Raw genomic sequence first — 24,102 nt, forward strand, 5'->3', positions numbered from 1 at the left:
ATATGCGATGGGGAATGCGCGCATATTTACCATTAAAATTGCATCAAGGGGTTGGGTGCTATGACGCTGGCTATCCCCTCTTTCAGGCCGGTCGGGGCGGTCGCTGCACATTGGGTCAATCGCGTCATGGACGTTATTCTGCACATTGGTGCTCACCGCACCGGAACAACGAGTTTTCAAGATTACATGCGCCGTCATACTGAGCCGCTTGCGGCGATGGGTGTCGGGTTCTGGGGACCGGGGCGCACCCGTCGCGGGTTGTTTTCGGGTTTGGTTCCGAAAGACGAGGTTTGCACGGGCAGGGACCTGCGCAGGCAGGCTGAAGGGCGGGTTCAGCTGCAATTGGCCGGAGCGCGCGCAAGGGGGTTGAGCACTCTCGTTGTCAGCGACGAAAACATGATGGGCGCGGTACGTGAAAACCTGCGCAGCGGGTCGCTTTACCCCGGGATCGGCGAGCGAATGACGCGCTTCGCCCGCGCGTTTGAGGGGCAGGTTTCGACAATCATGATTTCCGTGCGCAGTCTCGAACTCTATTGGAGCTCTGCGCTGTCTTTTGGCGTTGCACGGGGTTACCCCGTCCCGGACCGTGAAAAGCTTCGGAAGATCGCGCAATCGCGGCGCGGCTGGCGGGATGTGGTGACAGACCTGGCCACTGCCGTGCCCGAGGCCGATATCAGGGTAATGCCCTTCGAAAAATTTTGCGGTAGGCCTGAAGTGCAATTGAGCAGAGGGACGGGCGTATTGGCACCCTTTGACACAGATCGACATTGGTTGAACCGCAGTCCGACTTTGGCCGAACTGCGACGCGTTCTGGATGAGCGCGGCGATGGTGGCAACATTCTGCCCTTTGGCATGGGGCGGTGGAACCCCTTTACACCCGAAGATCATGGCGCGCTGCGCGAGGTCTTTGCCGACGATATGATGTGGCTGATTTCCGGTGCTGATGGGCTGGCCACGCTGACAGAGGATCACGACCGGAAAAGAGCGGGGAAAACCTTGCCATCCGGTGCACAGATAAAAGGACATGGGCATGAGCTCGAAGAAAGACAAATGGCGCGACCTGGCTAAGGCGGAACTGCGGGGCAGATCACTGGATGATCTGACGTGGCAGACCTTGGAGGGTATTGCTGTTCAACCGGTCTATACGGCGGAAGATACCGCTGAACTTGACCATTTGGGCGGCATCCCGGGCGAGGCGCCTTATACGCGCGGGGTCAAGGCCACCATGTATGCTGGCCGTCCCTGGACCATTCGCCAATATGCAGGGTTTTCCACCGCCGAGGAAAGCAACGCGTTTTACCGCCGTGCGTTGGCCGCGGGTCAGCAGGGCGTATCAGTAGCCTTCGATTTGGCGACGCACCGCGGCTATGACAGCGATCATCCGCGAGTCGAGGGCGACGTGGGCAAAGCCGGTGTCGCCATCGACAGCGTAGAGGATATGAAAATCCTCTTCGACGGTATCCCGCTCGACAAGGTTTCCGTTTCCATGACGATGAATGGCGCAGTCATTCCGATCCTCGCCAATTTCATCGTCGCAGGTGAAGAGCAGGGACACGACAAATCCGTTTTATCAGGCACCATTCAGAACGACATTCTCAAGGAATTCATGGTGCGCAACACCTATGTGTACCCGCCCGAACCTTCGATGCGCATCGTTGCGGACATCATCGAATATACCTCAGACACCATGCCGAAATTCAATTCGATTTCGATTTCGGGCTATCACATGCAGGAAGCTGGCGCGAACCTAGTGCAGGAGCTGGCATTCACACTGGCGGACGGCCGGGAATATGTGCGTACGGCGATTGCGCGGGGCATGGATGTGGATAAATTCGCAGGCCGATTGTCGTTCTTCTTTGCCATCGGGATGAATTTTTTCATGGAAGCGGCAAAGCTGCGCGCAGCACGTCTGCTTTGGTCGCGCATCATGGCGGAGTTTGAGCCCAAAAACCCTAAATCTTCGATGTTGCGCACGCATTGCCAGACATCGGGTGTCAGTTTGCAAGAGCAAGACCCTTATAACAACGTGATCCGCACGGCGTATGAGGCGATGAGCGCTGTACTGGGGGGAACGCAATCCCTGCACACAAATGCGCTTGATGAAGCCATCGCACTGCCCACGGAAAATTCCAGCCGAATCGCGCGCAATACCCAGCTGATTTTGCAGGAAGAAACCGGTGTGACCAATGTTGTCGATCCTCTGGCGGGTTCCTATTACGTTGAAAAACTGACCGCTGATCTGGCTGACGCCGCCTGGAAGTTGATCGAAGAGGTTGAAGAGATCGGTGGTATGACCAAAGCGGTGGCCTCCGGCATGCCCAAGCTACGTATCGAAGAAGCGGCGGCCCGGCGTCAGGCTGGTATCGACAGAGGATCGGAAGTGATTGTTGGCGTCAACAAATACCGCCGGGACCGCGAAGACCTGATTGATATTCTCGATATCGACAATGCGGCCGTTCGTGACAGCCAAATTGCCCGACTTGAAAAGATTCGTGCCAGTCGCGACGAGGCGGCCTGCGCGCAGGCTTTGACGGAACTGACACGTCGCGCATCCGAAGGAGGCAATCTTTTGGAGGCAGCAGTCCAAGCTGCACGCGCGCGCGCCACAGTGGGAGAGATCAGCATGGCAATGGAAAAAACCTTTGGCCGCCACCGTGCGGAGGTCAAAACGCTCGCCGGTGTTTACGGTGCGGCCTATGAGGGCGACGAAGGATTCGCCGCGATCCAGAAATCCGTCGAGGAATTTGCCGAGGCCGAAGGGCGCAGACCCCGCATGCTGGTTGTCAAAATGGGGCAGGACGGGCATGACCGCGGCGCCAAGGTCATCGCGACGGCTTTTGCTGATATTGGCTTTGACGTGGATGTCGGGCCGCTCTTTCAGACCCCGGCGGAAGCAGCTCAGGACGCGGTGGACAACGATGTGCACGTGATCGGGATCAGTTCGCAAGCTGCTGGCCACAAAACTCTCGCGCCACAGTTGGTGGCCGCATTGAAAGAGGCGGGTGCCGAGGACATTCTTGTCATCTGCGGCGGTGTGATCCCTCAGCAGGACTATCAATTCCTCTACGATGCAGGTGTGAAGGCCATTTTTGGCCCCGGCACGAATATCCCGAATGCGGCGCAAGACATCCTGAAGCTCATTCAAGAGGCGCGGAGCTGACAACCAAATCTGCTGTTTGCTTGGCTACCTGTCGTGCGCCAATGCGATTGACGAAATTTTGGTGGTTTTGTGAACGGGTCAGCGGGGACGATTTCGGGCTATCAATTGGTCTGGAACAAGTATTCTATCGGGTCGCGCAGGTTGAACAGAGAGGACGACCCCAAATGATGCAACTCGACCATCTGGCCGTCGCGGGCGAGACCTTGGCAGAGGCTTGCAAGCACGTAGAGCAGTCTTTGGGGGTGAAGATGCAACCGGGTGGGCAACATGCGGTTTTCCATACGCATAATGCGCTTCTGGGTCTGGAGGGTGGCCTCTATCTGGAAGCTATTGCCATTGACCCGTCGGCACCCCAACCGCAGCGACCCCGGTGGTTTGACCTTGATCGGTTCGAAGGTCCCGCGCGTCTGACGAACTGGATCTGCCGGTCGGAAGACATGGAACGCACGCTTGCCGATCTTTCCAAGGATCTGGGCACACCGGTGGCCCTCAGCCGAGGGGATTTGCGTTGGCGCATGGCCGTTCCGGGATCGGGTTTGTTGCCTTACGATAATTGTGCCCCGGCGCTCATCCAATGGGAAACGCCAGCGCATCCCGCGACTTTACTAAAGCCATCGGGTGTCCGCTTGACGCGGCTGACGATCCGACACCCCGAGGCGGAGGCAATCAAGGCAAGCTTTGAACCTTTTCTTCCCGACGACCGTATCAGCTATGAGGTCGGCCCCGTTGGCCTCGAGGCCGATTTCGACACCCCCCACGGACCTCGGGTTTTGGGCGGATGATCAGAGCTGCATTGGACAGTGACGCCCAAAACATAACGGCCCTTTGGAACACAATGATTCGGGACAGCCTGTCCACTTTTACGACGCTCGAAAAGACGCCGGATGACATTCTGGACCTGATCGAGAAACGGAGGGGGGCGTTTCTGGTCGCGGAAGTGGCAGATCAATTTGCCGGGTTTGTAACCTTCGGCGGGTTTCGGTCTGGACCCGGATATGCTGCGACTGCGGAGCACACCATTCTGGTGACACCACAAACACAAGGCCAGGGTGTAGGGCGCGCCTTGATGAAGGCTGCCGAAACGGCTGCGCGGGCAAGTGGCACGCATGTGATGATTGCCGGTATCAGCCACACCAACGTCTCCGCCCAGACATTTCACCGCCGATTAGGATATTCGGAGGTCGGACGCTTGCCTGAGGTTGGGCGCAAGGCGGGGCGGTGGCTTGATCTGGTCTTGATGCAGAAAGTGCTGTGATGCGACGCTTCATCCGCTGACATGCCCGCACGCAACAGATAAGGTCTGCGCCATGTCAATCTGGTCACGTATTTCCGAAGCGCTCTCTGCGCTGACTGCCGGTGAAGGCCTGTCGCAGGTTTTCGACCGCCTGCGCTCTCCGCCCGAGCGGTCGGTCGCCTTTGCCATCGCTGTGGTTGCTCTGGGTGCGAAGATGGCGAAGGCGGACGGACAAGTCACGCGTGACGAGGTAACTGCTTTCCGCGAAGTCTTTCATATTGCTGCGAAAGATGAAGCGGGGGCCGCAAAGGTCTTTAATCTCGCCCGTCAGGATGTGGCGGGCTACGAGGATTACGCTAAGCGTATTAAAACGATGTTTTCCTCCCAGCCTGAAACCCTGCGCGACCTGCTGGAAGGGTTGTTTCACATTGCCGTGGCCGATGGCGTTTATCACCCGAATGAAGATGTCTTTCTGGAGCGGGTGACTGAAATTTTCGAATTGCCGCAATCGGATTTCAACGCGTTGCGCATGCGTTTTGCACCAGATGTGCAACAGGACCCCTACACCGTTCTGGGTGTCACGCCGCAAACACCCGTCGCCAAGATTCGCAAGACCTGGCGCAGATTGGTGCGCGAAAACCATCCCGACGCGATGATGGCGCGTGGCGTGCCCGAAGAAGCTATGCAACTAGCGCAAAAACGCATGGCCGATATCAACCGCGCCTGGGACGAGATTGAAAGCGCGCAGAGTTGATGCGCCTGGCGACGTATAATGTCGAATGGTTCACAAACCTGTTTGACCGGGAAGATCGCTTGTTGCCTGATGGCGGATGGTCCGCGCGTTACAAGGTGACCCGTGCACAGCAGGCAGAGGCTCTGGGCGTGGTATTTCGTGAGATGGATGCCGATGCGGTCATGATCATCGAAGCGCCGGATGCAAATGGTCGTCGTAGCACTGTTGCGGCGCTGGAGAATTTTGCGGCGCATTTTGGATTGCGCACCCGGTCCGCCGTGATGGGGTTCACGAACGATACTCAGCAGGAGATTTCGTTGCTCTATGATCCGGACGCCCTTTCTGCGCGCCATGCGCCGCAATCAGGCACCGTTGATGTGCCGCGTTTCGATGGTGTTTTCGAGATCGATCTGGACGTAGATGCAACTAAAGACCGCGTCAGTTTTTCCAAACCGCCGCTGGAGCTGGATGTGGAAACCAAAAGCGGATTTCTTTTTCACATCATCGGTGCGCACCTGAAATCAAAAGCTCCGCATGGTGCGCGCGATGACGCCCACGCCATGAAACTTGCCATCGCGAACCGGCGGAAGCAACTCGCACAATCCATCTGGTTGCGGGCCAGAATTGATCAGCACCTGGGGCGCGGCACCGCGCTGATGGTCATGGGCGATTTGAACGACGGTCCTGGTCTCGATGCCTTTGAGGGGCTCTTTGGCCGGTCGTCGGTTGAGATTGTGATGAATGGTGCGGCAGGTGATCTTTATGATCCGCACGCGCGGCAGGCTCTGACCCATCGATTGGGGGCCGCACCGACCTCGGCGCGCTTCTGGCTAAAGCACGAGAAACGGTATCTGCAGGCGCTGTTGGATTACATCATGGTGACGCCGGAATTGAAGGGTCGAGATGCGGCATGGCGGATCTGGCATCCCACGGATGACCCTGTGTGTTGGGAAAACCCAGCATTGCGTGATGCGTTGCTGACAGCCTCCGATCATTTCCCGGTGACCCTTGATCTCGACATCTGACCTCGAAGAATCGCGGTTTTGTGATTATATTGATCACATGAGACATGTTTTTGCGCCTTTGACCGCTTTGTGCCTCTGGGCCGGAATGCTTGCGGCGCAGGAGGACGACGCGCCATCCATGATGGAGCGTGGGGCACAGCAATTTCTTGAGGGGTTGCTTCTGGAAATGGAACCAGCGCTGGAAGGCATGCGGGGGTTTATCGACGAAATGGGACCGGCCTTGACCAAGCTGATGGGCGAGATCGAAGACTGGTCGGTTTATGAGGCCCCTGAAATCCTGCCAAACGGCGACATCATCATCCGCCGCAAACCTGACGAGCGGCCCGATGCTGAAGTGTCGCCGCAAATCGAGCTATAGACGCCCCGTCAGCGCAGCTTTTTAATCTCGACTTCCGCGTCCAGCGATGAGGCGAGCGACATCAAGCGCGCTTCGGCGACTTCGCCGAAAAGTGGCACCATGTCGGGTGTCAGGCGCAGTTGCAACTGGCGTTTCTTGGGGAACCAACGCAGGGTGCCGCGTTCGGCGTCCTGCGTCATCCAGAGCATGGCCCCGAAACGCATGGCCTTGCCGAGAATTTCCGCCTCCAGTTTTGTCTTGTCGTCAATCAGGTCGTAAAGTTCCTCGAAACGTGTCCCTTGTCGTTTGTTGGAATAGCGATGCAGCAGGGCGAGCCCCAGAAAGACACGTTCGGAATGTTTGAGCCCACCAAGGTTGGCCCGTGTGGCATTGTCAAAACAGGTCTCTGCCCGATAATCGGGATGCGCCCGCCAACTGACGTCATGCAAAAGACAGGCGGCCTTGATCAGGCGTCGCCGTGCCGGGGGGACAGATTTGAAAATCGGGTGAATGAAGGCATATAGCGATTTGCCGAAACCGGGCATGCGCGCATCCTTGGCCTCCGCAAACCGGCAGGATTCAATCAGCGGATCCCTGTCACGCAGGCGCTGCGGCATCTGTTCGTAAAGCATGCCTTCGCGGATGCCATAGCTTGAGATGGCAATGTCTTTTGGCTTGAAGGTTTTCACCAGCCGGCTGAGCACTTCCGCAGCAAGAGGCACAAGGCTCATCCGGGCGGCAGAAATCCCGCAGGCGCCACGCAATTCGTCAATATCCGACTGCTGGATGTATTTGACGGTCGCACTGACGGACCGCGCCGTCATGCGGTATTCATGCAGGACGTGCAGCGGGTAGCCCCGGCGCAGCATGTCGATCCGGGCGATCGCCCGCCATGAGCCACCCACCAGAAAAAGCCGGTCAGGCTGCGGCCCCATCGCGTCGTGCAGCCTGTTCATGGTGTCCTTGATGTGCACCTGTCGGCCTTTTTTTCCGCCTTTGATTTCGCGCAGCTTCAAAGGACCGAGAGAGGAGGTCACGCGGCGCCCGACACGCCCGTCCGATATCTCGGCAAGCTCCATCGACGAGCCCCCAATATCGCATACCAGCCCATAGGATCCGGGCCAGCCGAGCAGAACGCCCTGCGCCGAAAGCCGGGCCTCTTCTTCACCGTCGATCACCCAGATGCGCAAGCCGGTTTCACGTTTGACTTCGTCACAAAAGGCCGGTCCGTCGCTGGCGTCACGCACCGCCGCCGTGGCCACAACCGTCAACTCAGGCAGCCCCATGCCCTGCGCGAGATGTTGAAACCGGCGCAAAGCACTCAATGCGCGCACACGTCCCTGAGGATTCAACACGCCGCTGTCTGATAACCCTGCACCCAAGGCGCACATGATTTTCTCGTTATAGAAATAGGCGGGTGACCGTGCGGCCCCGTCAAAAACCACCAGACGCACAGAGTTAGAGCCCACATCGACCACGCCGACCCTAGACAAGGCGCGCGCACTTGGGTCTTCGAACAGGGGTCTGCCGAAAAAACCCACATCAGGGTGCGTGCCATCCGGCGCTCTCGGCGCAGAAATTTCGCTAGGTAGGCTCATGCAGGCATCCAGTCGATTTCGCGGTCACCCTGAGCAATATTTTGACACGGGTCAATCCATGTAGGTCCAGATTTCCGACACCTGGTCCGCCGTTCGTCAGTCCTCGGTGTGCGTGAGCTTGGGCACGTCTGATGCGCCAGCAGACCCGCGCCCTGATAGCGAGGGGTTTTCCATGAAAAACCGGTGGCAGTTGAACGCAAACGCCCCTTCGGGCAAAGGCGGTCGTTCGAAGGTGCCATCTGGCCCCATGACCCAGCTTTGCGCCACATCGGCGAGGTTTGCTGCCATGATCTGACTGACGATCTGGGCCTTGACGGTGGCGTTCTCTATTTCCACCAGCGTTTCGACCCGGCGGTTGAGATTACGCCCCATCCAGTCGGCAGAGGAAATAAATACGCGCGCTTTCTTGTGGGGCAACCCATGACCATTGCCGAAACAGACGATACGGGAGTGTTCAAGAAACCGCCCAACAATGGATTTGACCCGGATCGTGTCGCTGAGACCGGCAACACCGGGGCGCAATCCGCAAATGCCGCGGATCACGAGGCTGATCTTCACGCCAGCCTGGCTTGCGGCGTAAAGCGCGTTGATGACCTCGCTGTCGATCAGTGAATTCATCTTGGCCCAGATCGCAGCGGGCTTGCCCGCTTTTGCATGTGCGGCCTCCGCGGCGATCAATTCGAGCAGTCGCGGCTTCAGTGTGGTGGGCGAAATTGCAAGATTGTCCAGGCTGTCAGGTTGTGCATAACCTGACAGGTAGTTGAACACCTTGGTGGCATCGCGCCCGAGCCGCTGATCGCAGGTAAATAACGACAAGTCGGTGTAAATACGCGCTGTGATCGGGTGATAATTGCCGGTTCCGTAATGCGTATAGGTCACCAGTTGATTGCCTTCGCGCCGCACAACAGTCGAAATCTTGGCGTGGGTCTTGAGGTCGAGAAACCCATAGACCACATGCGCGCCAGCGCGTTCCAACCTGCGTGACTGTCGGATGTTCGCGGCCTCATCAAAACGCGCCTTGAGCTCGACCAGTGCCGTGACCGATTTGCCGTCTTCTGCAGCTTCACAAAGGGCCTCGACGATCGGGCTGTCACGGGACGTGCGGTAGAGCGTCTGCTTGATCGCCACGACCTGCGGATCCCGGGCGGCCTGTTGCAGGAAACGGACCACCATATCAAAGGTTTCATAGGGGTGGTGCAGCAGCATATCCTTGGAGCGGATGGCCGCCAGCATATCGCCGTCGTGATCGGTCACACGTTCCGGCACGCGCGGGGTGAACATGGGCCACAAAAGATCGGGGCGGCTGTCTAGAACAAGCTCCTTAAGATCAGCGGAGCCAATCATACCGTCGATCTCGATCACCTCTTCGAGGTCGACATCAAGCTCTTCCATGATCACAGCCTTGAGTTTTTCCGGCGCGCCTGCCGAATGGGTCAGCCGGACCACCTCACCTCTGCGGCGGCGTTTGAGCGCCACCTCGAACTCCCTCACGAGGTCTTCGGCTTCTTCCTCGACTTCCAGATCGCTGTCCCGCAACACCCGGAACTCGAAATGCGCCTTCAGCTTATAGCCGGGAAAAAGGCCCGCAATGTTGAGCACAAGTAGCTCTTCCAGAGGCAGGAACCGGGATTTCCCATCTTCTGCGGGCAGGGCGATGAAGCGGTCGATCTGGGCCGGAATGGGCAGTAGGGCCTGCAAGGGGCGCTTGTCGGAGCTACGTTCCAGCTGAAGCGCCAGCGCGTAGCCGGTGTTGGGGATGAAAGGGAAAGGGTGCGCGGGATCAATCGCCAATGGGGACAGAACCGCGAAAACCTGCGTCAGGAAAACATCCTCAAGATAGGTTTTGTCCGCATCCGTCAGGTCGTCACGTCGCAGCACGGAGATGTTTTCCGCTTCCATTTCTTTGAGCAGAGTGACCAACACGCGCTGTTGGGTGACCATCAGTCGACGGGCGTTCTCGTCAATCAGCGCCAGTTGCTCCGCAGGGCTCAATCCGTCGGCGGCGGGTGTCGTGTTTCCGGCCTGTGCCAACTCGCGCAGACCCGCGACCCGGACGGTGTAAAATTCATCGAGATTGGTGGCGGAAATTGACAGGAAACGTAATCTCTCCAGCAAAGGAACGCGGGGATTTTCGGCTTCTTCGACAACCCGCCAATTGAAGCCCAGCCAGCTCAGTTCGCGATTGAAAAACCGCGCCGGTCCCTCTGTATCGAGATCGGACATTTCTGTTGCAGGTGGAAATTTGGACGTCAGGAAGTCGGCTTGTGTCATGCGGCCCTTGTGGTCGAAATGTATGAATGGCGTGTGACAATTATCGCGCGCTCTTTGCCTCATTGTCCAGCAAGCTTGCGGCAAGTACCCGTGATATCGGGCGTTTTTGCGCCAATGACGCTGTGTCCAGGCGATCAACCAGGCCGCGGGCCGCGGCAAATGACCTGTCCATACGGGTGATCAGATAGGGAATGAGGTCGCGTTTAGGGGTGAGCTGCTTGTCCGCAAAAAGCTTGGCCAGAATTGCCGCGAGCAGCGTGTCATCGGGCAATTCAAGAGAGGCGCTTGGTGCTGCGGCAACGCGACTGGCCAGATCAGGCAAGGTGATCCCCCAGTCGCGCACGGCACCACGTCCGGTCAACAGCAGCGCCTTGTCTTCTGCCAGAACCAGATTGTGAAGATGAAAAAGGGCGTTCTGTTTGTCCGCATCGCCTGCAATTTCGGGGACGTCTTCCACGACGATTGACCTCTGCGCCAGCGCCGGAATATCGGCTTCATTCAGATCGATGCTTGATATGATCTGCGCCTTCGCCTTGGTGGCCCAGACATGCGCGAGATGGGTTTTACCGGATCCTTCGGGGCCGGTCAGAACAAGCTTGCCAGCAGGTGCAGCTTCGATCATGGCGACGGCAACGGCGTTGGATGGCGCAACCATGAAATCTGCGCGTCCCAGCGCCGGGACGCTTGGCAAGTCGAAGCTGAGTTGTTCTGGCATGTCAGCCCTCGTCGCGATCCGAAAGGCCGCGATACAGCAGGGATTGCTTGTATTGCGCGATCCCGAAGCGTGCGACGACGCCAATGGCCGCAGCAACCGGAACCGCCACCAACATGCCGACAAATCCGAAAAGCGCGCCGAATACCGATAGGGCGAAGATGAGCCAGACAGGATGCAAACCGACAGAACTGCCCACAAGTTTGGGTGTCAGGATATTGCCTTCGACCACCTGCCCGATCACGAAAACCCCTCCGACAAGACCAATGGAAACCCAGTCGCCCCAGAACTGGAAGAGCGCCAGACCAATGGCCAGAACGCCACCGATCAGCGCGCCAAGGTAGGGAATAAAGGTGACCAGCCCGGCGACAAAGCCAACAACGAGGCCGAACTGTAAACCAACAAGCATCAATGCAATCGCATAGTAGCTGCCCAGTATCAGGCAGACCGTCCCCATGCCCCGGATAAAAGAGGCAAGCGTCGCATCGATGTCTTTTGCCAGCATCCGGATGGTATTGCGATGATCACGGGGTAACAGCTCGTCGATGCGGGCGACCATACGGTCCCAATCAAGCAGGAGGTAAACCGAGACGACCGGAACGACGACAAGCAAAACCACCACGTTCAGAAGGGATGCGACCGAACTCAGTGCAGTTTGCAGGACTTCGGCACCGCGATTCTGGACCGTCTCCCCCAAAGTGTTGATGGATTGCCGCAGTGTCGAGCTCTCGTCGAGCAGGGAAGGGAACCGTTCCGTTAGGAAGGTCGAGATGCTCTTGGCATAGTCGGGAGCGACATTGAACAGTTGCAGGGCCTGACTTGCGAGCGTTGGAATGACCAGAAGCGCCATCAGCACAAAGACCAGGAGGCCTGCAATGGTGATCAGGCCGGTTGCGGCAATGCGGCTTAGCCCAAGATTTTCCAACCGGTCGGCAACCGGATCAAGGAAGTAGGCGATAGCCCCTCCCAGCACAAAAGGCAAAAGCACGTGACCCAGCGACCATAGGACGATCAGAAAAACCGCCGTGGCGATTCCCCAATAGGTCATCTGTTTGTGTACGGGCAGGGCCATCGAGCGCTCCGAAAATCTGATGTCCCTGTGACATCGCCCATGCGCGCTGCCGTTTCAAGCGAATTGAGGCCTGATTACGCGCCCGGGGCGGTGCCGCGCCAATTGACGATGCAAAAAAGGGCCCCGCAACGCGAGGCCCTGAAATGGAATTGTTGATGGATCTAGTGGCAGGCTGGGCGCGTCCCAGGCAGCAGCACCTTGTCGACCACATGGATCACACCATTGTCGGCTTCGATATTCGCGATGACAACGGTGGCTGTCTCCCCTGTCCCATCGGCAATGGAGACCCCATCAGACCCTTTGCTGATGCACAGGCGTTCGGTGGCGAGGACAGGTTTGAAGTAGTTCGATCCGTTCGGGATCATTTCCGCCGTCAGTTTGCGGTCATCGACATGATAGAGCAGAACATCGGTCAACTGGCCTTTGTTTTCAGGCTTCAGAAGTGTTTCCACAGTACCTTCCGGCAGGGCGGCGAAAGCATCATTGACAGGCGCGAAAACGGTAAATGGTCCGGGGCCTTGCAGTGTCTCGACGAGGCCAGCGGCGGAAACGGCTGCCACAAGTGTGGAGAAGCGTTCATCACCGGAAGCGATTTCGACAATGTCGGCTGCTTTGGCGGCCGTTCCGAATGTCAGTGCCGTAGCTGTGATCGCGACGATCTTGCGAAAAGTTGTCATGTTTCATACCTTCGTTGTGTGCATCCATGCCTTTTGACATGTGAAAAAGGTACGGAGGGACGCGGGCGATGGATCACATCGCTCGCGTTTCCGTGAACAACTTTCCGAAAATCTGTCACGGTTCCAATGGATCGTGCTCGACCTCTCGCAGATCGCAAGTTTCAGCGGCTTTCCGGCAGTATTGCCTGATTGCGGGTCGCCGTCGTTTGTCATAGTCAGGCCCAATGAGGATTTTGACCGAAGGACTTATCCATGCGCCTGAGCCGCTATTTCCTGCCCGTACTGCGTGAAAACCCTGCTGAGGCGCAGATTGTGAGCCACCGTCTCATGCTGCGTGCGGGCATGATCAAGCAGAATGCGGCCGGGATCTATTCGTGGCTGCCGCTTGGCTTCAAGGTGCTGCGCAAGCTTGAAAACATCGTACATGAAGAACAGGTGCGCGCGGGTCACATTCCGATGCTGATGCCGACTCTGCAATCGGCGGACCTTTGGCGCGAAAGCGGTCGCTATGATGCCTACGGGCCGGAAATGTTGCGTATTCGGGACCGACAGGACCGTGACATGCTCTACGGTCCGACCAACGAAGAGATGATTACGGATATTTTCCGCAGCCATGTGGGCAGCTACAAAGACTTGCCGATGACGCTCTACCACATTCAGTGGAAATTCCGCGATGAAATGCGCCCGCGGTTCGGCGTGATGCGGGGGCGCGAATTTTTCATGAAAGACGGATACAACTTCGATCTGACCAAAGAAGACGCGCTGCACGCCTACAATCGCCATTTGGTCAGCTATCTGCGCACCTATGAGCGCATGGGGCTTCAGGCCATTCCGATGCGCGCGGATAGCGGGCCCATTGGCGGGGATGACACCCATGAATTCCTTGTGCTTGCTGACACCGGAGAATCAGAAGTTTTCTACGACAGCGCCGTGACCGATTTGAGTTTCGGAGACCGCGACATCGACTATGACAGTGTCGAGCAATGCGCCGGTGTGCTTGAAGAATTCACGTCGAAATACGCGCGTACGGATGAAACCCATGATGAGGTGTTGTTCAATGCCATCCCCGAAGAGCGGCGCCGCACCGCACGTGGCATCGAAGTAGGGCAGATTTTCTATTTCGGCACCAAATATTCTGATGCGATGGGGGCAACGGTTCAGGGGCCGGACGGCAAACCCACGCCTGTCCATATGGGCAGCCACGGCATCGGTGTGAGCCGGCTGGTCGGGGCGATCATCGAGGCCAACCATGATGACAAAGGGATCATCTGGCCCGAAGGCGTGACACCCTATCACTGTGGCATCGTCAACTTGAAGCAAGGTGACGCCGAAGCGGATGCCGCCTGCGAAAGCCTCTATGCCAGCCTGCAGGTGCTGGGGCTGGAGCCGCTTTACGATGATCGCAACGAACGCGCGGGCGGTAAATTCGCGACAATGGACCTGATTGGCCTGCCCTGGCGCATCACCGTCGGGCCGCGTGGTCTGAAGAACGGCGTCGTCGAAGTCACCAGTCGCCGGACAGGCGAGAGCGAGGAACTGCCGCCTGAGCAGGCAATCAAGAAGATCGCCGACGTTTATAACGGCCACACAGCCAGCGAACATGTGCCGATGATGGGCAACAGGTCCTTCCATACCTACATCTGAGGCTTTGCTGGTTCTGCGCTCTCTGCTATGATTTGCGTCGTGCTGCCGGGGGGTGAGCAGGAGCGCCGATATGATCCTTCGCAGTTTGGCATTGGCCGCCGGAATTGCCGGTGCCTTTGGGGCAGCGCAATTCCCCGCATATTCGCAACAATATTTGCAACGTCTTGGTGGAGCTGTCGACGCTCTAGAGCAGGTGGTCGCTGAATTTGATGCATCCGCTGCCGCCGTGGGCCTGACCCGACAAGAGGCCTTGACGCAAATGCGCGGTACGGCCTTCGTCGAACGGCGTCGCGCAGACATGACGCGCGCAATCAGGCGGTATGAGAGTCTGCGAGCAGATTTTTCAGCGCTGACGGGGAAAGGTCCGTTCATGCGGGCATACCATGTGGGCCACCTGTCAGATGCGGAGATTGCGCGGGGCACCTGGGCGGCTTTCCAACCGGCCTTCCCCATGACATTGGCCACATTGCTCTTTGCTTTGGCCGGGTTTATCGCATCGGCACTCGGATTTGGCGCACTTCTGGCCGTTCTGCGATGGCCCGTGCGCCGCAAGCCAAAGCTTGCTTGACGCTCTGTCGTCAAAGCCTCAGGTTGCAGCCAAATCTACGCAGGACGACATATGGCCAGTTCACCACCGCCTTTCGCCTATTTTGAATGGATGATTGCCTGGCGCTACCTGCGGGCGCGCCGCGCTGAGGGCGGCGTCAGCGTGATGACCTGGATCAGTCTGATCGGGATAACGCTGGCAGTATTTGCCCTGATCGCAACGCTTGCTGTGAGGTCGGGTTTCCGGGCCGAGTTTGTGGACACCATTCTGGGCGCAAATGCGCATGTCACGGTTTACTCGCTGGGCGAGGTGACCCCCCAGGGCCGCGTTGACCGCACTATCAAGAATTACGAAGAGATCGCCACCCGCGTCGCCGCTGTGCCGGGTGTGACACGCGCGGCCCCGCTGGTGCGCGGTCAGGTGATGGCCGCCTTTCAGGGCAGCAACGCGGGTGCTGAAATCTACGGGATCGCGCCCGCCGATCTGATGACGTTGCCACGCATCGTGAACCCGGAGGCCTCCATCGGGGACCTCAGCAGATTTGAAGAAGGGATCGCGCTCGGGTCCGGCATAGCGCGGGAATTGGGCGTGGGGCTTGGCGATAAGGTCAAGATCATCTCACCCAACGGCGTGAAAACCGCGTTCGGAACGTCGCCCCGTGTAAATGCCTATGAGGTGACCTACATCTTTACGGCTGGACGTTACGATATTGATCGGACACGGGCGTATCTGCCAATAGCGGAGGCTCAATCATTCTTTAATCGAGAAGGCTTAGCCGACGAACTTGAAGTTATGGTTGAGGAACCTGACTCGGTCGAAAAACTGGCGCCAGCCCTGTTGCAGGCCGCTGGCGAACGCGGGCAAATCTGGACGTGGCGCGATGCGTCGGGTAGTTTTCTGCGCGCTCTTGAGGTTGAGGACAACGTGATGTTCATCATCTTGTCGATCCTCGTATTGATCGCGGCGATGAACATCGTTTCTGGTTTGATCATGCTGGTCAAAAACAAGGGAGGCGATATCGGCATCCTGCGCACTATGGGATTGTCGCAAGGGTCGATCTTGCGCGTGTTCTTCATTTGCGGCGCCTTCACCGGCATTATCGGCACCGTGTTCGGGGTCATTCTGGGCTCACTCTTCGCGCTCTATATCGACCCGATATTTTCATTTGTGAATGTCCTGATGGGTGGCGGGGTATGGGATCCGTCTATTCGCGGTATCTACGCGCTACCCGCAGAGTTACACCTTGACGATGTGTTGTCTGCAATCGCCCTGTCTTTGGGTTTGTCATTCATTGTCACGATCTTTCCCGCCCGACGGGCCGCGCGGCTGAACCCTGTAGAAGCTTTGCGTTATGAGTGACCCCGTGCTGACGCTCAGTGGGATTGAGAAGTCCTACAATCTTGGTTTGCCAAATGAGGTCCGTGTCTTGCGCGGGATTGACCTGACCGTGGAGCGAGGGGAAGTCGTGGCCCTTGTCGCCCCTTCAGGTGCGGGGAAATCCACGTTGCTGCACATCGCCGGGTTATTGGACACCGCGGACAAGGGCCGTGTGGAAATTGCCGGTGCCGACATGACCATTTTGTCCGACAACAGACGCACCGCAGCGCGGCGCACGGATGTTGGTTTTATCTACCAGTTCCATCATTTGCTGCCCGAGTTTTCAGCTCAGGAAAACATTGTGCTGCCGCAGCTTGCCAATGGTGCCTCGCAATCTGTCGCACAGCGCCGTGCGCAGGAACTGCTGGCCAGTGTCGGGGTCGCTGAGCGCGCCGCTCATCGGCCTGCGGCCCTGTCGGGCGGCGAACAGCAACGTGTCGCATTTTGTCGGGCCCTGGCAAATGAACCGAAACTGCTGCTTGCGGATGAGCCGACAGGCAATCTTGATCCGGCCACCTCGGATCAGGTCTTTGCCACTCTTATGACCCTAGTACGGGCCACCGGGCTCTCCGCGCTCATCGCGACGCACAATCTGGATCTTGCTGCGCGTATGGACCGTCAAATCCGTCTTGATGCGGGTCAGCTGGCATCAATCTGATACGACCGCGCTTGACGCTACCGCTTTCTTTTGAGCAACGTTGGCGAAACTTGGCTCAGGAAAGGCGTCTTATGGCCCATCGTTCTCTGGACGAAATTGAATTGTTGACCAAAAAAGCGCTCCTTGCTTATGGCGCGTCCCCGTTTCCCGCGTCGGAAGTCGCGCGGGCCGTGCGTGTGGCAGAAAGTCTGGGTAACAAGATTTGCGGGCTCTACTACGTTGAGAGCTATTGTCTGCAGCTGGAATCAGGACGGGTCCGTGGCGATGTCACGCCCGTTGTGAGCACTCCGCGCCCTGCTGCTGTCCATGTCGACGCCGGTTTTGGCTTTGCTCAACCGGCTTTTGCGCATGGTCTCACGCCAGCTTTGGATGCGGCGCGGCAGTATGGCACTGCGACCCTGGCAATCGGTCATGCGCACACCTGTACGTCTCTGGGCTACTTCACCGAACAGATTGCGTCTGCCGGATGTATCGGCATTGGATTTACCAACGCGTCACCTATCGTTGCCGCACCGGGTGGCAAGACACGTGTGATTGGCACCAATCCGATCGCGTTTTCGGTGCCCGATGGCGCGGGCGGGATTGCCATGCAGTTCGATCAATCGACAACTGCAGTGGCTTTGGGCAAGATCACCATGGCCAAAGCCATGGGGCAGGATATTCCTCTGGGTTGGGCGCTAGACGAACACGGTGACCCCACGACTGATCCCGAGGTTGCCTTGCAGGGGTCACTGGTGTCCATGGGCGGGTACAAGGGATGGGGGTTTGGCCTGATGGCCGAGATTCTGGCCGCAGGGATGACCGGGTCGGTTCTGTCACGCAATGTCAAACCGCTCAAAGCCCGGGACGGCCCACCGCATGATTTAGGTCAGTATTATATTGTGATTGACCCGGACACGTCGCCAGAGTTTGAGGCCCGGGTTGCCGCTCTGGCGCAGACCGCGAGCATGGATGACGGGGCGCGTATGCCGGGCCAAAATCGACAAACCATGGAATCAGTGGAGGTCGTTGAATCCGTTTGGAGGCGGCTGCATGAACTGGCCGAAGGACCTAGGTCTTCTGAGTGACAAAAACGCCTAGCGCCATCAGGGCGATTCCAAGCGCGCGTGTGCCTCCCATCGGCGTGATGCGGGCTCCGAAAAGTCCAAAATGATCAATCAGCGCCGTGCTGATCAACTGGCCCATGAGCACAAAGAAGACCGCGTTGCCGACACCGAAGTGAGGCGCGATGTAAGTGACTGTCAAAACGTAGAATGCGATCAGCACACCGGCCAAAAACAGGTGACGCGGGGCATCGGTAACTTTTGCAAGGGCTTGAGGGCCGGTGACGATCATCACGATCACGCAGCTGAAAAACGCAACGGAAAACAAAACTGTAGCGGCAACCGCTGGAGACCCGATCTTGACCCCAAGGGCTGCATTCAGCGCCGCAAGCACCGGAATTCCTATTCCCGCAAGCAACATGATCACTGCGTAATGGGCCATTCATAAGTCTCCTGTATGCTGTCGAGAAGGTATGGTGACCATGGCGTCGCTGGCCTGATTGAGCAAGGCGGATCGTGCATCCATCACGACACGGTCCAGTAATCGTGAGGGATAGGTCGCGTGATCCGTATTTCATTATTCGCCTGCCTTGTGCTGGGCAGCGTTGCCGCCTGCGGGTCTCTATCAAAGAACCGCGATTTGGACGGTGCCGATCTGTATTTGAGCAACTGCGCCATTTGTCATGGTCTGGACGCCCGTGGCGGTGGGGGCGCAGGTGTTGCCGGGTTGAGTAAGACGCCGCCAGATTTGACCTCGCTGACAGCCCGCAACGGCGGAGAGTTTCCTGCCGATGACGTTCTTGAGGCCTTGGAAGGCTACGCGACCGGTGGTCTGAGGGGGCGTCAGATGACCCCGTTTGACGCGTTGCAAAGCGATCGCAGAAAGCGGGTGCGGCTGGCTTCGGGAAGGGTCCGAACCGCGCGGCCCGTAGGTGACCTCCTGAAATATCTGGAAGCGATTCAAACGCCTTAAAGCCGTTTTCGGAAAACCTGAATCATCTAACGCTGCCTGAAATCACAGATTTTAACGCGTTGGGTGATAAGGTGTGTTTCAAGTTAGTTCGAAAACGCAATAGATCAGCTGCAAATCCCGTTGATCTCCACACCGTCCCAGGGCACGGCGACGTCATAGGCGCGCGATTGGGGCAGTGGGGCAACGGGCATGGCTTGTGAAATAAGGGCATGCAGACGTTCCGTGCGTGGGGCCGCCGGATCGAGGGCACGGCAGCACACGAATTCTTCGACGATGGCGCCTTGCTGCTCGTATCCGAAGTCATCAAATTTCGGCTCGGCATTCAGATCGAAGAGATAGGGGTCGCTGGCCCCGTCGTGCTCAAAGGCCGCGCGCAGTGGCGTGTAGCCTGTCTTCTTGCGGTTCTGCCATTGCCATGCGTGCAGAATTTCATGGGCGTAAAGCATTGATGCAACGAGATTAATCTGATTGGGGTAATCGGGAAGGTAGTCGTCAAGATACCAGTCACGGTCAAACAGGATGTGATTGTAGACGGCAACGGCGGCGGGTTTTGAGGTGACAAATTCATCCGTGATCGGCGGCAGAATACGTTCCCGACAGGTGGTGCGCGGGCGCGGTTTGCGCCGGAAGGTGACGGCGCGGGTGGGCGCGCCATTCACGATGCGGACCCGCTCGACATCAAGTGTGTCACCGTGGATGGTGCGGGCAAAAGCGACTTCACCTTCCGTCAAGGGACGCCCGCAGGACGCGAGAAACCCCAGAGAAACGACAAGACCAATGACCACGCAACGCATGGGGTGAGTGGGCCTGAAACCACTGCCGGGATCAACCGGTTTTTTCACCCGATGGTCGAATTGTGATCTTTTGCGGCAAGCGCGCTGGGGCCCCGGGTCAGCACTGTGCTGAAGGAGCCTTGGGTGGGTAATATGCCGGTATGATATGTGTATGACATGCGTGCACAGGCTGTGCACCGGTTTGTGATCTTTGTGGGCGGAGCCCTGTAAAGGCGCAATAGAGAGTTTTTGAGACAGTTGGGCAGGGCTGTGCTCGACCTCGGGCCGGAGGGCGTCTCGCAATCCTTCCAGTGGAAGGATTGAGCCCGGAGGGATGCGGGAGCATCAGGGCAAACGTAGTGCGCCCTCCCCGGGGGGAGGTCGGGCGCGGCCCGAGGCGGGGCCTCGGGCTTGTCAATCGCGGAGCAAGAAGTCCAATACCGATTCCAAATTCGAGATAACCGCCCCGATTGCCGCTCCAATCAGTAACAATGAAACATTGTCTCTGTTCCGTTGCCAAAAACTTGGCGTCTCGTGGTGGAACACGCGGGGGCGATCTAGCTTGAAACTGATCCACATAAAAACTGATGCGCAGAATAAATATACAAAAATAAAATTCAAAAACTCAGATAACCTGTCGATGCTAGGTAAACCCATGAAAACTATTGTGATCAATGCTGCGGCTGCTACGCCGAAAGTAGGTTTGAAAACAAGTGAGTAAGCGGGCTTGTATTTCGAAAGTCGCTTAGCAACGGTTCGAGCTATGGCTTCGCTGTCTTCCTCAAAGGCAACGCTGCTCGAAAAGTCTGAGATCCGTATCTCGGTTCCTGAAATCTTAACTGTCAGAGGCGTTCGAACCTGGGCCAAATGAGAGCTAATTTCGCCGAAAGATTCCAAGATCAGCCTTTCTTCATTGAAGATATCTCCAATTTGCATTTCAACTTCGTCATCTAGATCAAATGTTGATTGCAATACGTCCAACAGTGCTTCTGTGGAGATGCTAATATTAGGCAGCTTTATTCCTAAAGGAGATGCTCTTTTAATCAGTTTCATTTTCTAACACTCAAACATCCAATTCCTCCACGAACTTCGCGTTCTCCTGAATGTACTGATAGCGCAGTTCCGGCTTTTTCCCCATCAGACGTTCCACCAGATCGCCCGTTTCCCCAGGCATGTCCTCGTCAATTGACACGCGGATCAGTTTGCGGGTCTTGGGGTCCATGGTGGTTTCTTTCAGATCCTTGGCGTCCATCTCGCCCAGGCCCTTGAAGCGGCTCACGTCGATTTTGCCTTTGCCACCCAGACCCTTTTCGAGCCACATGTCCTTTTCGGCCTCATCCAGACAATAGACACGGCGCGGCCCTTGCGTCAGGCGGAAGAGGGGCGGGCAGGCCAGATACAGATGCCCGGCGTCGATCAGGGGCCGCATCTGGGTGAAGAAAAACGTCATCAGCAGTGCCGCGATATGCGCGCCGTCCACATCGGCGTCGGTCATAATGATGATCTTGTCATAGCGCAGATCGTCGAGGTTGAACCGCGTGCCCATGCCACAGCCAAGCGCCTCGCAGAGATCGTTGATTTCCGCGTTGCTGCCCAGTTTCGACGAGGCCGCGCCCAGCACGTTGAGGATCTTGCCCTTGAGCGGCAGCAGGGCCTGGGTTTCGCGGTTGCGCGCGCCCTTGCCGGAGCCGCCCGCTGAATCGCCCTCGACGATGAACAATTCCGTGCCGCTGCGGTCCTTGGAAGTGCAATCGGTCAGTTTGCCGGGCAGGCGGAGTTTTTTCGTGGCGGATTTGCGGGCGGTTTCTTTTTCTTTGCGGCGGCGCAGACGTTCTTCGGCGCGCAGAACGAGGAAATCGAGGATCGCGCCTGCGGATTTTGTATCCGCCGCCAGCCAATTGTCGAAATGGTCGCGCACGGCTCCTTCGGTCATTTTCTGGGCGGCTTCGGTGGAGAGGCGGTCCTTGGTCTGGCCGACAAAAGCGGGCTCGGCAATGAAGCAGGAGACCAGCGCGCAGCCCCCTGACATCAGGTCATCACGGGTGATCTGACCGGCTTTCTTGTTGTTGGCCAACTCTCCGTAGGCTTTGATGCCTTTGAGGATGGCGGCCCAGAAGCCTGCCACATGGGTGCCGCCTTCGGGGGTGGGGACGGTATTGCAGTAGGACTGGATGAAGCCATCGCGCGAGGGGGTCCAATTGATGGCCCATTCGACCTTGCCCGCCTGGCCGAATTTTTCCTTGAAATCGACGGTGCCGGCGAAGGGTTTGTCGGCATAGGTGGTGGAGGCGCCCAGCGTTTCGCCAAGGTAATCGGAGAGGCCGCCGGGGAAGTGGAATGTGGCCTCGGTCGGCGTTTCACCGTCGTCGATGGCGGATTTCCAGCGAATTTCGACGCCGGAGAAGAGGTAGGCCTTGGAGCGGATGGATTTGAAAAGCCGCGCGGGTTTGAAGCGGTGGTGCCCGAAGATGTCCGCGTCGGCGTGGAAAGTGACGGTGGTGCCGCGGCGGTTGGGGGCCTGGCCCACCTTTTCGACCGGGCCGAGGGGCAGGCCGCGTGAAAAGCGTTGTTCATAAAGTTCGCGGTTGCGGGCCACTTGCACGACCATGCTGTCCGACAGCGCGTTGACCACTGAGGCCCCAACACCGTGCAGACCGCCGGAGGTTTCATAGGCCTTGCCGGAGAATTTGCCGCCTGCGTGCAGGGTGCAGAGGATGACCTCGAGCGCGGATTTGTCGGGGAATTTGGGGTGCGGGTCGATGGGGATGCCGCGCCCGTTGTCGCGGATGGTGACGGCGTAGTCGTCGTGCAGTTCAACCTCGATGCGCGTGGCGTGCCCGGCGACGGCCTCGTCCATGGAGTTGTCGAGCACTTCGGCCACCAGATGGTGCAGCGCGCGTTCATCGGTGCCGCCGATATACATGCCGGGGCGTTTGCGCACGGGCTCCAACCCTTCAAGTACCTCGATCGAGGCGGCGTCATAGGCGGGTGCGTCCGTATTGCTGAGCAGATCGTTGGGCATGGGCTCGAACCTCTGATTATTGATTGGCACCAAGTATGGCAGAGGGGTCGGGGCGGGGGAAGGGCCAGCGGACGTTCTGACCCACCCGAAATGTGGCAGCGCCCGTGCTCTGCTGGGTCGATGGCCGGGTTCGTTCCGGAGGCACGCGGGACCGTATAACCGGTCTTGATCACGCGGGCGTACGGTACGCGAATCACCTTGCGTCAAGCCTGTTTCTCGGTTGCGGCGAATTCCCGCGCACCGGGAGTTCGGGTGTTGAAGCAGGTAGAGGCATCGCAGAATTCGGGCGAAGAGGGCGATTGTTCTCGTATAGCGGGAGAACAGGCTGATTTTTAAAGGTTATTGCCGGAAATTATATGGTGTTTGATGCAAATGTGAATAAATTGAGCGCGCGAGAAACCGTTAACGTAGTAACCGATGGTCTGTGGCGATCTGAAAGATCAGGCGCCCCGCCATTCATTTAAAGGGATGAGGGAAGTTAAGAATGAGTTTTAATGTTTTTAAAGGTGGTGCCGTTGCGGTGGCAGTGTCAGCAGCCACATTGTTTGCAGCCGATGTCGAAGCGGCAACCATGTACGAAGGCACCTATGAGGCGACCAGCGTAACGACCAATGGCAATGACCACACGGTCTGGCTGCCCGGCCTGTTCAGCGGTGTGAATGCCTACTGGCAGTTTGTGCCCGGCCCCGGCGAGTTTGTGGTTGGCGCGAACAATGCGACCGCCAATCTGTCCGGAACGATCCAGAACAATGTGACATCGAACTACCAATTTGATCTCGATGTCTCCTACAGCTTGCGTACACCAAACGAGCAGGGCGACCGGATCAAAACCGGCGGTGGGAATAATGATGATCTGACTTGGTCGTTTTTTGATATCAGCTCCGCGACACTGACAGGTGTCGGTGATCTCGAAGGTCTACTGCTGACGCTGACGGCTTTCCCGGATCCGCTGGTTGAAGATATTCCGTTCCAGCTGGGTGACGGCGCAAATGACAAGAACGCCGGACTGGGCGGTGCGGGCTGGTTCACCTGGGTGGCAACAGTTGGCAACAACTATGATGGACCCACAGCGATCGATTCGGCTCTGACACGTGCGCGTCATGGCGATATCAACATCAACCTGACGCCGGTGCCACTGCCAGCGGCTGGCTGGATGCTGCTTGCCGGTCTTGGCGGCATGGGTGCGCTGCGATCGCGCAAGAAGAAACAATCTTGAGCTGACGCCATTCGCAGCCCAAATCTAAGA

At 57.8% G+C, this 24,102-nt stretch carries 23 protein-coding genes; 14 read left to right on the top strand and 9 right to left on the bottom strand.

Going from position 1 to position 24,102, the window contains the following annotated elements:
• The first annotated feature begins 60 nt into the window (after positions 1-60).
• From ACOTTU_RS00480 to ACOTTU_RS00510, 7 genes are all read left to right on the top strand, one after another.
• Positions 61-1,068: a hypothetical protein gene (locus ACOTTU_RS00480; RefSeq protein ID WP_425655652.1), complete on the top strand. Its 1,008-nt coding sequence runs from the start codon at positions 61-63 to the stop codon at positions 1,066-1,068.
• On the top strand, positions 1,031-3,160 hold the full coding sequence (gene scpA / locus ACOTTU_RS00485; RefSeq protein ID WP_425655653.1) for a methylmalonyl-CoA mutase: 2,130 nt from the start codon (positions 1,031-1,033) through the stop codon (positions 3,158-3,160). The genes ACOTTU_RS00480 and scpA overlap by 38 nt, the downstream gene beginning before the upstream one ends.
• 164 nt (positions 3,161-3,324) lie before the next feature.
• Complete coding sequence (locus ACOTTU_RS00490; RefSeq protein ID WP_425655654.1) at positions 3,325-3,942, top strand: VOC family protein; 618 nt, start codon at positions 3,325-3,327, stop codon at positions 3,940-3,942.
• On the top strand, positions 3,939-4,415 hold the full coding sequence (locus ACOTTU_RS00495) for a GNAT family N-acetyltransferase (RefSeq protein WP_298919811.1): 477 nt from the start codon (positions 3,939-3,941) through the stop codon (positions 4,413-4,415). Before ACOTTU_RS00490 ends, ACOTTU_RS00495 begins: the two co-directional genes overlap by 4 nt.
• Before the next feature lie 52 nt (positions 4,416-4,467).
• Complete coding sequence (locus ACOTTU_RS00500; protein WP_298919809.1) at positions 4,468-5,148, top strand: molecular chaperone DjiA; 681 nt, start codon at positions 4,468-4,470, stop codon at positions 5,146-5,148.
• Positions 5,148-6,152, top strand: coding sequence for an endonuclease/exonuclease/phosphatase family protein (locus ACOTTU_RS00505; protein ID WP_425655655.1), 1,005 nt, complete (start codon positions 5,148-5,150; stop codon positions 6,150-6,152). Before ACOTTU_RS00500 ends, ACOTTU_RS00505 begins: the two co-directional genes overlap by 1 nt.
• Positions 6,153-6,189: 37 nt before the next feature.
• Positions 6,190-6,510, top strand: coding sequence for a hypothetical protein (locus ACOTTU_RS00510; protein ID WP_425655656.1), 321 nt, complete (start codon positions 6,190-6,192; stop codon positions 6,508-6,510).
• 8 nt (positions 6,511-6,518) lie between these two features.
• Here the strand turns inward: ACOTTU_RS00510 and ACOTTU_RS00515 are convergent, their stop codons facing one another.
• From ACOTTU_RS00515 to ACOTTU_RS00535, 5 genes are all read right to left on the bottom strand, one after another.
• Positions 6,519-8,087, bottom strand: a complete 1,569-nt coding sequence (locus ACOTTU_RS00515) for a Ppx/GppA family phosphatase (RefSeq protein WP_425655657.1) — start codon at positions 8,085-8,087, stop codon at positions 6,519-6,521.
• Positions 8,088-8,183: 96 nt separating this feature from the next.
• A complete protein-coding gene (locus ACOTTU_RS00520; RefSeq protein WP_425655658.1) occupies positions 8,184-10,358 on the bottom strand; it encodes an RNA degradosome polyphosphate kinase in 2,175 nt (724 codons plus the stop codon).
• Positions 10,359-10,398: 40 nt separating this feature from the next.
• Positions 10,399-11,073 (bottom strand): chromosomal replication initiator DnaA, encoded by a 675-nt coding sequence (locus ACOTTU_RS00525; protein ID WP_425655659.1) that lies wholly within the window; start codon positions 11,071-11,073, stop codon positions 10,399-10,401.
• A 1-nt stretch (position 11,074) separates the two neighbouring features.
• Entirely contained in the window at positions 11,075-12,142 is a 1,068-nt protein-coding gene (locus ACOTTU_RS00530) for an AI-2E family transporter (RefSeq protein WP_298919798.1), read from the bottom strand.
• Between the two features lie 161 nt (positions 12,143-12,303).
• Positions 12,304-12,819 carry a fasciclin domain-containing protein gene (locus tag ACOTTU_RS00535; RefSeq protein WP_425655660.1) on the bottom strand — a complete coding sequence of 172 codons (516 nt, stop codon included), beginning with the start codon at positions 12,817-12,819 and terminating at the stop codon, positions 12,304-12,306.
• A 252-nt stretch (positions 12,820-13,071) separates the two neighbouring features.
• On the opposite strand from ACOTTU_RS00535, the gene proS reads away from it, so the two are divergent.
• The 5 genes from proS to ACOTTU_RS00560 all read left to right on the top strand — a co-directional run bounded on the left by proS (position 13,072) and on the right by ACOTTU_RS00560 (position 18,112).
• On the top strand, positions 13,072-14,463 hold the full coding sequence (proS, locus tag ACOTTU_RS00540) for a proline--tRNA ligase (protein ID WP_425655661.1): 1,392 nt from the start codon (positions 13,072-13,074) through the stop codon (positions 14,461-14,463).
• A 70-nt stretch (positions 14,464-14,533) separates the two neighbouring features.
• Positions 14,534-15,031 (top strand): DUF2937 family protein, encoded by a 498-nt coding sequence (locus ACOTTU_RS00545; protein WP_425655662.1) that lies wholly within the window; start codon positions 14,534-14,536, stop codon positions 15,029-15,031.
• Positions 15,032-15,082: 51 nt separating this feature from the next.
• The gene (locus ACOTTU_RS00550) at positions 15,083-16,369 is read left to right on the top strand and encodes a lipoprotein-releasing ABC transporter permease subunit (RefSeq protein ID WP_425655663.1); all 1,287 of its coding nucleotides are present in this window, start codon (positions 15,083-15,085) and stop codon (positions 16,367-16,369) included.
• Positions 16,362-17,045 (top strand): ABC transporter ATP-binding protein, encoded by a 684-nt coding sequence (locus ACOTTU_RS00555; protein WP_425655664.1) that lies wholly within the window; start codon positions 16,362-16,364, stop codon positions 17,043-17,045. Before ACOTTU_RS00550 ends, ACOTTU_RS00555 begins: the two co-directional genes overlap by 8 nt.
• A gap of 71 nt (positions 17,046-17,116) precedes the next feature.
• Complete coding sequence (locus tag ACOTTU_RS00560) at positions 17,117-18,112, top strand: Ldh family oxidoreductase (RefSeq protein WP_425655665.1); 996 nt, start codon at positions 17,117-17,119, stop codon at positions 18,110-18,112.
• Here ACOTTU_RS00560 and ACOTTU_RS00565 read toward each other — a convergent pair.
• Positions 18,096-18,530, bottom strand: a complete 435-nt coding sequence (locus ACOTTU_RS00565; protein WP_425655666.1) for a DMT family transporter — start codon at positions 18,528-18,530, stop codon at positions 18,096-18,098. The two genes, ACOTTU_RS00560 and ACOTTU_RS00565, sit on opposite strands and share 17 nt — an antisense overlap.
• 120 nt (positions 18,531-18,650) lie before the next feature.
• Here ACOTTU_RS00565 and ACOTTU_RS00570 point away from each other — a divergent pair, with 120 nt between their 5' ends.
• Entirely contained in the window at positions 18,651-19,061 is a 411-nt protein-coding gene (locus ACOTTU_RS00570; RefSeq protein ID WP_425655667.1) for a c-type cytochrome, read from the top strand.
• A 104-nt stretch (positions 19,062-19,165) separates the two neighbouring features.
• Here ACOTTU_RS00570 and ACOTTU_RS00575 read toward each other — a convergent pair whose 3' ends face one another.
• The 3 genes from ACOTTU_RS00575 to parE all read right to left on the bottom strand — a co-directional run bounded on the left by ACOTTU_RS00575 (position 19,166) and on the right by parE (position 22,856).
• Positions 19,166-19,855 carry a hypothetical protein gene (locus tag ACOTTU_RS00575; protein WP_425656426.1) on the bottom strand — a complete coding sequence of 230 codons (690 nt, stop codon included), beginning with the start codon at positions 19,853-19,855 and terminating at the stop codon, positions 19,166-19,168.
• Between the two features lie 393 nt (positions 19,856-20,248).
• A complete protein-coding gene (locus ACOTTU_RS00580) occupies positions 20,249-20,887 on the bottom strand; it encodes a hypothetical protein (RefSeq protein ID WP_425655668.1) in 639 nt (212 codons plus the stop codon).
• A 10-nt stretch (positions 20,888-20,897) separates the two neighbouring features.
• Positions 20,898-22,856, bottom strand: a complete 1,959-nt coding sequence (parE, locus tag ACOTTU_RS00585) for a DNA topoisomerase IV subunit B (RefSeq protein ID WP_425655669.1) — start codon at positions 22,854-22,856, stop codon at positions 20,898-20,900.
• Positions 22,857-23,340: 484 nt separating this feature from the next.
• Here parE and ACOTTU_RS00590 point away from each other — a divergent pair, with 484 nt between their 5' ends.
• Entirely contained in the window at positions 23,341-24,072 is a 732-nt protein-coding gene (locus ACOTTU_RS00590) for a VPLPA-CTERM sorting domain-containing protein (protein WP_298919778.1), read from the top strand.
• Positions 24,073-24,102 lie beyond the last annotated feature (30 nt).

It is taken from the genome of Roseobacter sp. EG26, from assembly GCF_049830555.1.
GTDB lineage: Bacteria > Pseudomonadota > Alphaproteobacteria > Rhodobacterales > Rhodobacteraceae > Roseobacter.

Bases quoted from the DNA above. Each gene is read 5' to 3' on its own strand.
- ACOTTU_RS00480 (WP_425655652.1), top strand. From the start codon at position 61: ATGACGCTGGCTATCCCCTCTTTCAGGCCGGTCGGGGCGGTCGCTGCA.
- scpA (WP_425655653.1), top strand. From the start codon at position 1,031: ATGAGCTCGAAGAAAGACAAATGGCGCGACCTGGCTAAGGCGGAACTG.
- ACOTTU_RS00490 (WP_425655654.1), top strand. From the start codon at position 3,325: ATGATGCAACTCGACCATCTGGCCGTCGCGGGCGAGACCTTGGCAGAG.
- ACOTTU_RS00495 (WP_298919811.1), top strand. From the start codon at position 3,939: ATGATCAGAGCTGCATTGGACAGTGACGCCCAAAACATAACGGCCCTT.
- ACOTTU_RS00500 (WP_298919809.1), top strand. From the start codon at position 4,468: ATGTCAATCTGGTCACGTATTTCCGAAGCGCTCTCTGCGCTGACTGCC.
- ACOTTU_RS00505 (WP_425655655.1), top strand. From the start codon at position 5,148: ATGCGCCTGGCGACGTATAATGTCGAATGGTTCACAAACCTGTTTGAC.
- ACOTTU_RS00510 (WP_425655656.1), top strand. From the start codon at position 6,190: ATGAGACATGTTTTTGCGCCTTTGACCGCTTTGTGCCTCTGGGCCGGA.
- ACOTTU_RS00515 (WP_425655657.1), bottom strand. From the start codon at position 8,087: ATGAGCCTACCTAGCGAAATTTCTGCGCCGAGAGCGCCGGATGGCACG.
- ACOTTU_RS00520 (WP_425655658.1), bottom strand. From the start codon at position 10,358: ATGACACAAGCCGACTTCCTGACGTCCAAATTTCCACCTGCAACAGAA.
- ACOTTU_RS00525 (WP_425655659.1), bottom strand. From the start codon at position 11,073: ATGCCAGAACAACTCAGCTTCGACTTGCCAAGCGTCCCGGCGCTGGGA.
- ACOTTU_RS00530 (WP_298919798.1), bottom strand. From the start codon at position 12,142: ATGGCCCTGCCCGTACACAAACAGATGACCTATTGGGGAATCGCCACG.
- ACOTTU_RS00535 (WP_425655660.1), bottom strand. From the start codon at position 12,819: ATGACAACTTTTCGCAAGATCGTCGCGATCACAGCTACGGCACTGACA.
- proS (WP_425655661.1), top strand. From the start codon at position 13,072: ATGCGCCTGAGCCGCTATTTCCTGCCCGTACTGCGTGAAAACCCTGCT.
- ACOTTU_RS00545 (WP_425655662.1), top strand. From the start codon at position 14,534: ATGATCCTTCGCAGTTTGGCATTGGCCGCCGGAATTGCCGGTGCCTTT.
- ACOTTU_RS00550 (WP_425655663.1), top strand. From the start codon at position 15,083: ATGGCCAGTTCACCACCGCCTTTCGCCTATTTTGAATGGATGATTGCC.
- ACOTTU_RS00555 (WP_425655664.1), top strand. From the start codon at position 16,362: ATGAGTGACCCCGTGCTGACGCTCAGTGGGATTGAGAAGTCCTACAAT.
- ACOTTU_RS00560 (WP_425655665.1), top strand. From the start codon at position 17,117: ATGGCCCATCGTTCTCTGGACGAAATTGAATTGTTGACCAAAAAAGCG.
- ACOTTU_RS00565 (WP_425655666.1), bottom strand. From the start codon at position 18,530: ATGGCCCATTACGCAGTGATCATGTTGCTTGCGGGAATAGGAATTCCG.
- ACOTTU_RS00575 (WP_425656426.1), bottom strand. From the start codon at position 19,855: ATGCGTTGCGTGGTCATTGGTCTTGTCGTTTCTCTGGGGTTTCTCGCG.
- ACOTTU_RS00580 (WP_425655668.1), bottom strand. From the start codon at position 20,887: ATGAAACTGATTAAAAGAGCATCTCCTTTAGGAATAAAGCTGCCTAAT.
- parE (WP_425655669.1), bottom strand. From the start codon at position 22,856: ATGCCCAACGATCTGCTCAGCAATACGGACGCACCCGCCTATGACGCC.
- ACOTTU_RS00590 (WP_298919778.1), top strand. From the start codon at position 23,341: ATGAGTTTTAATGTTTTTAAAGGTGGTGCCGTTGCGGTGGCAGTGTCA.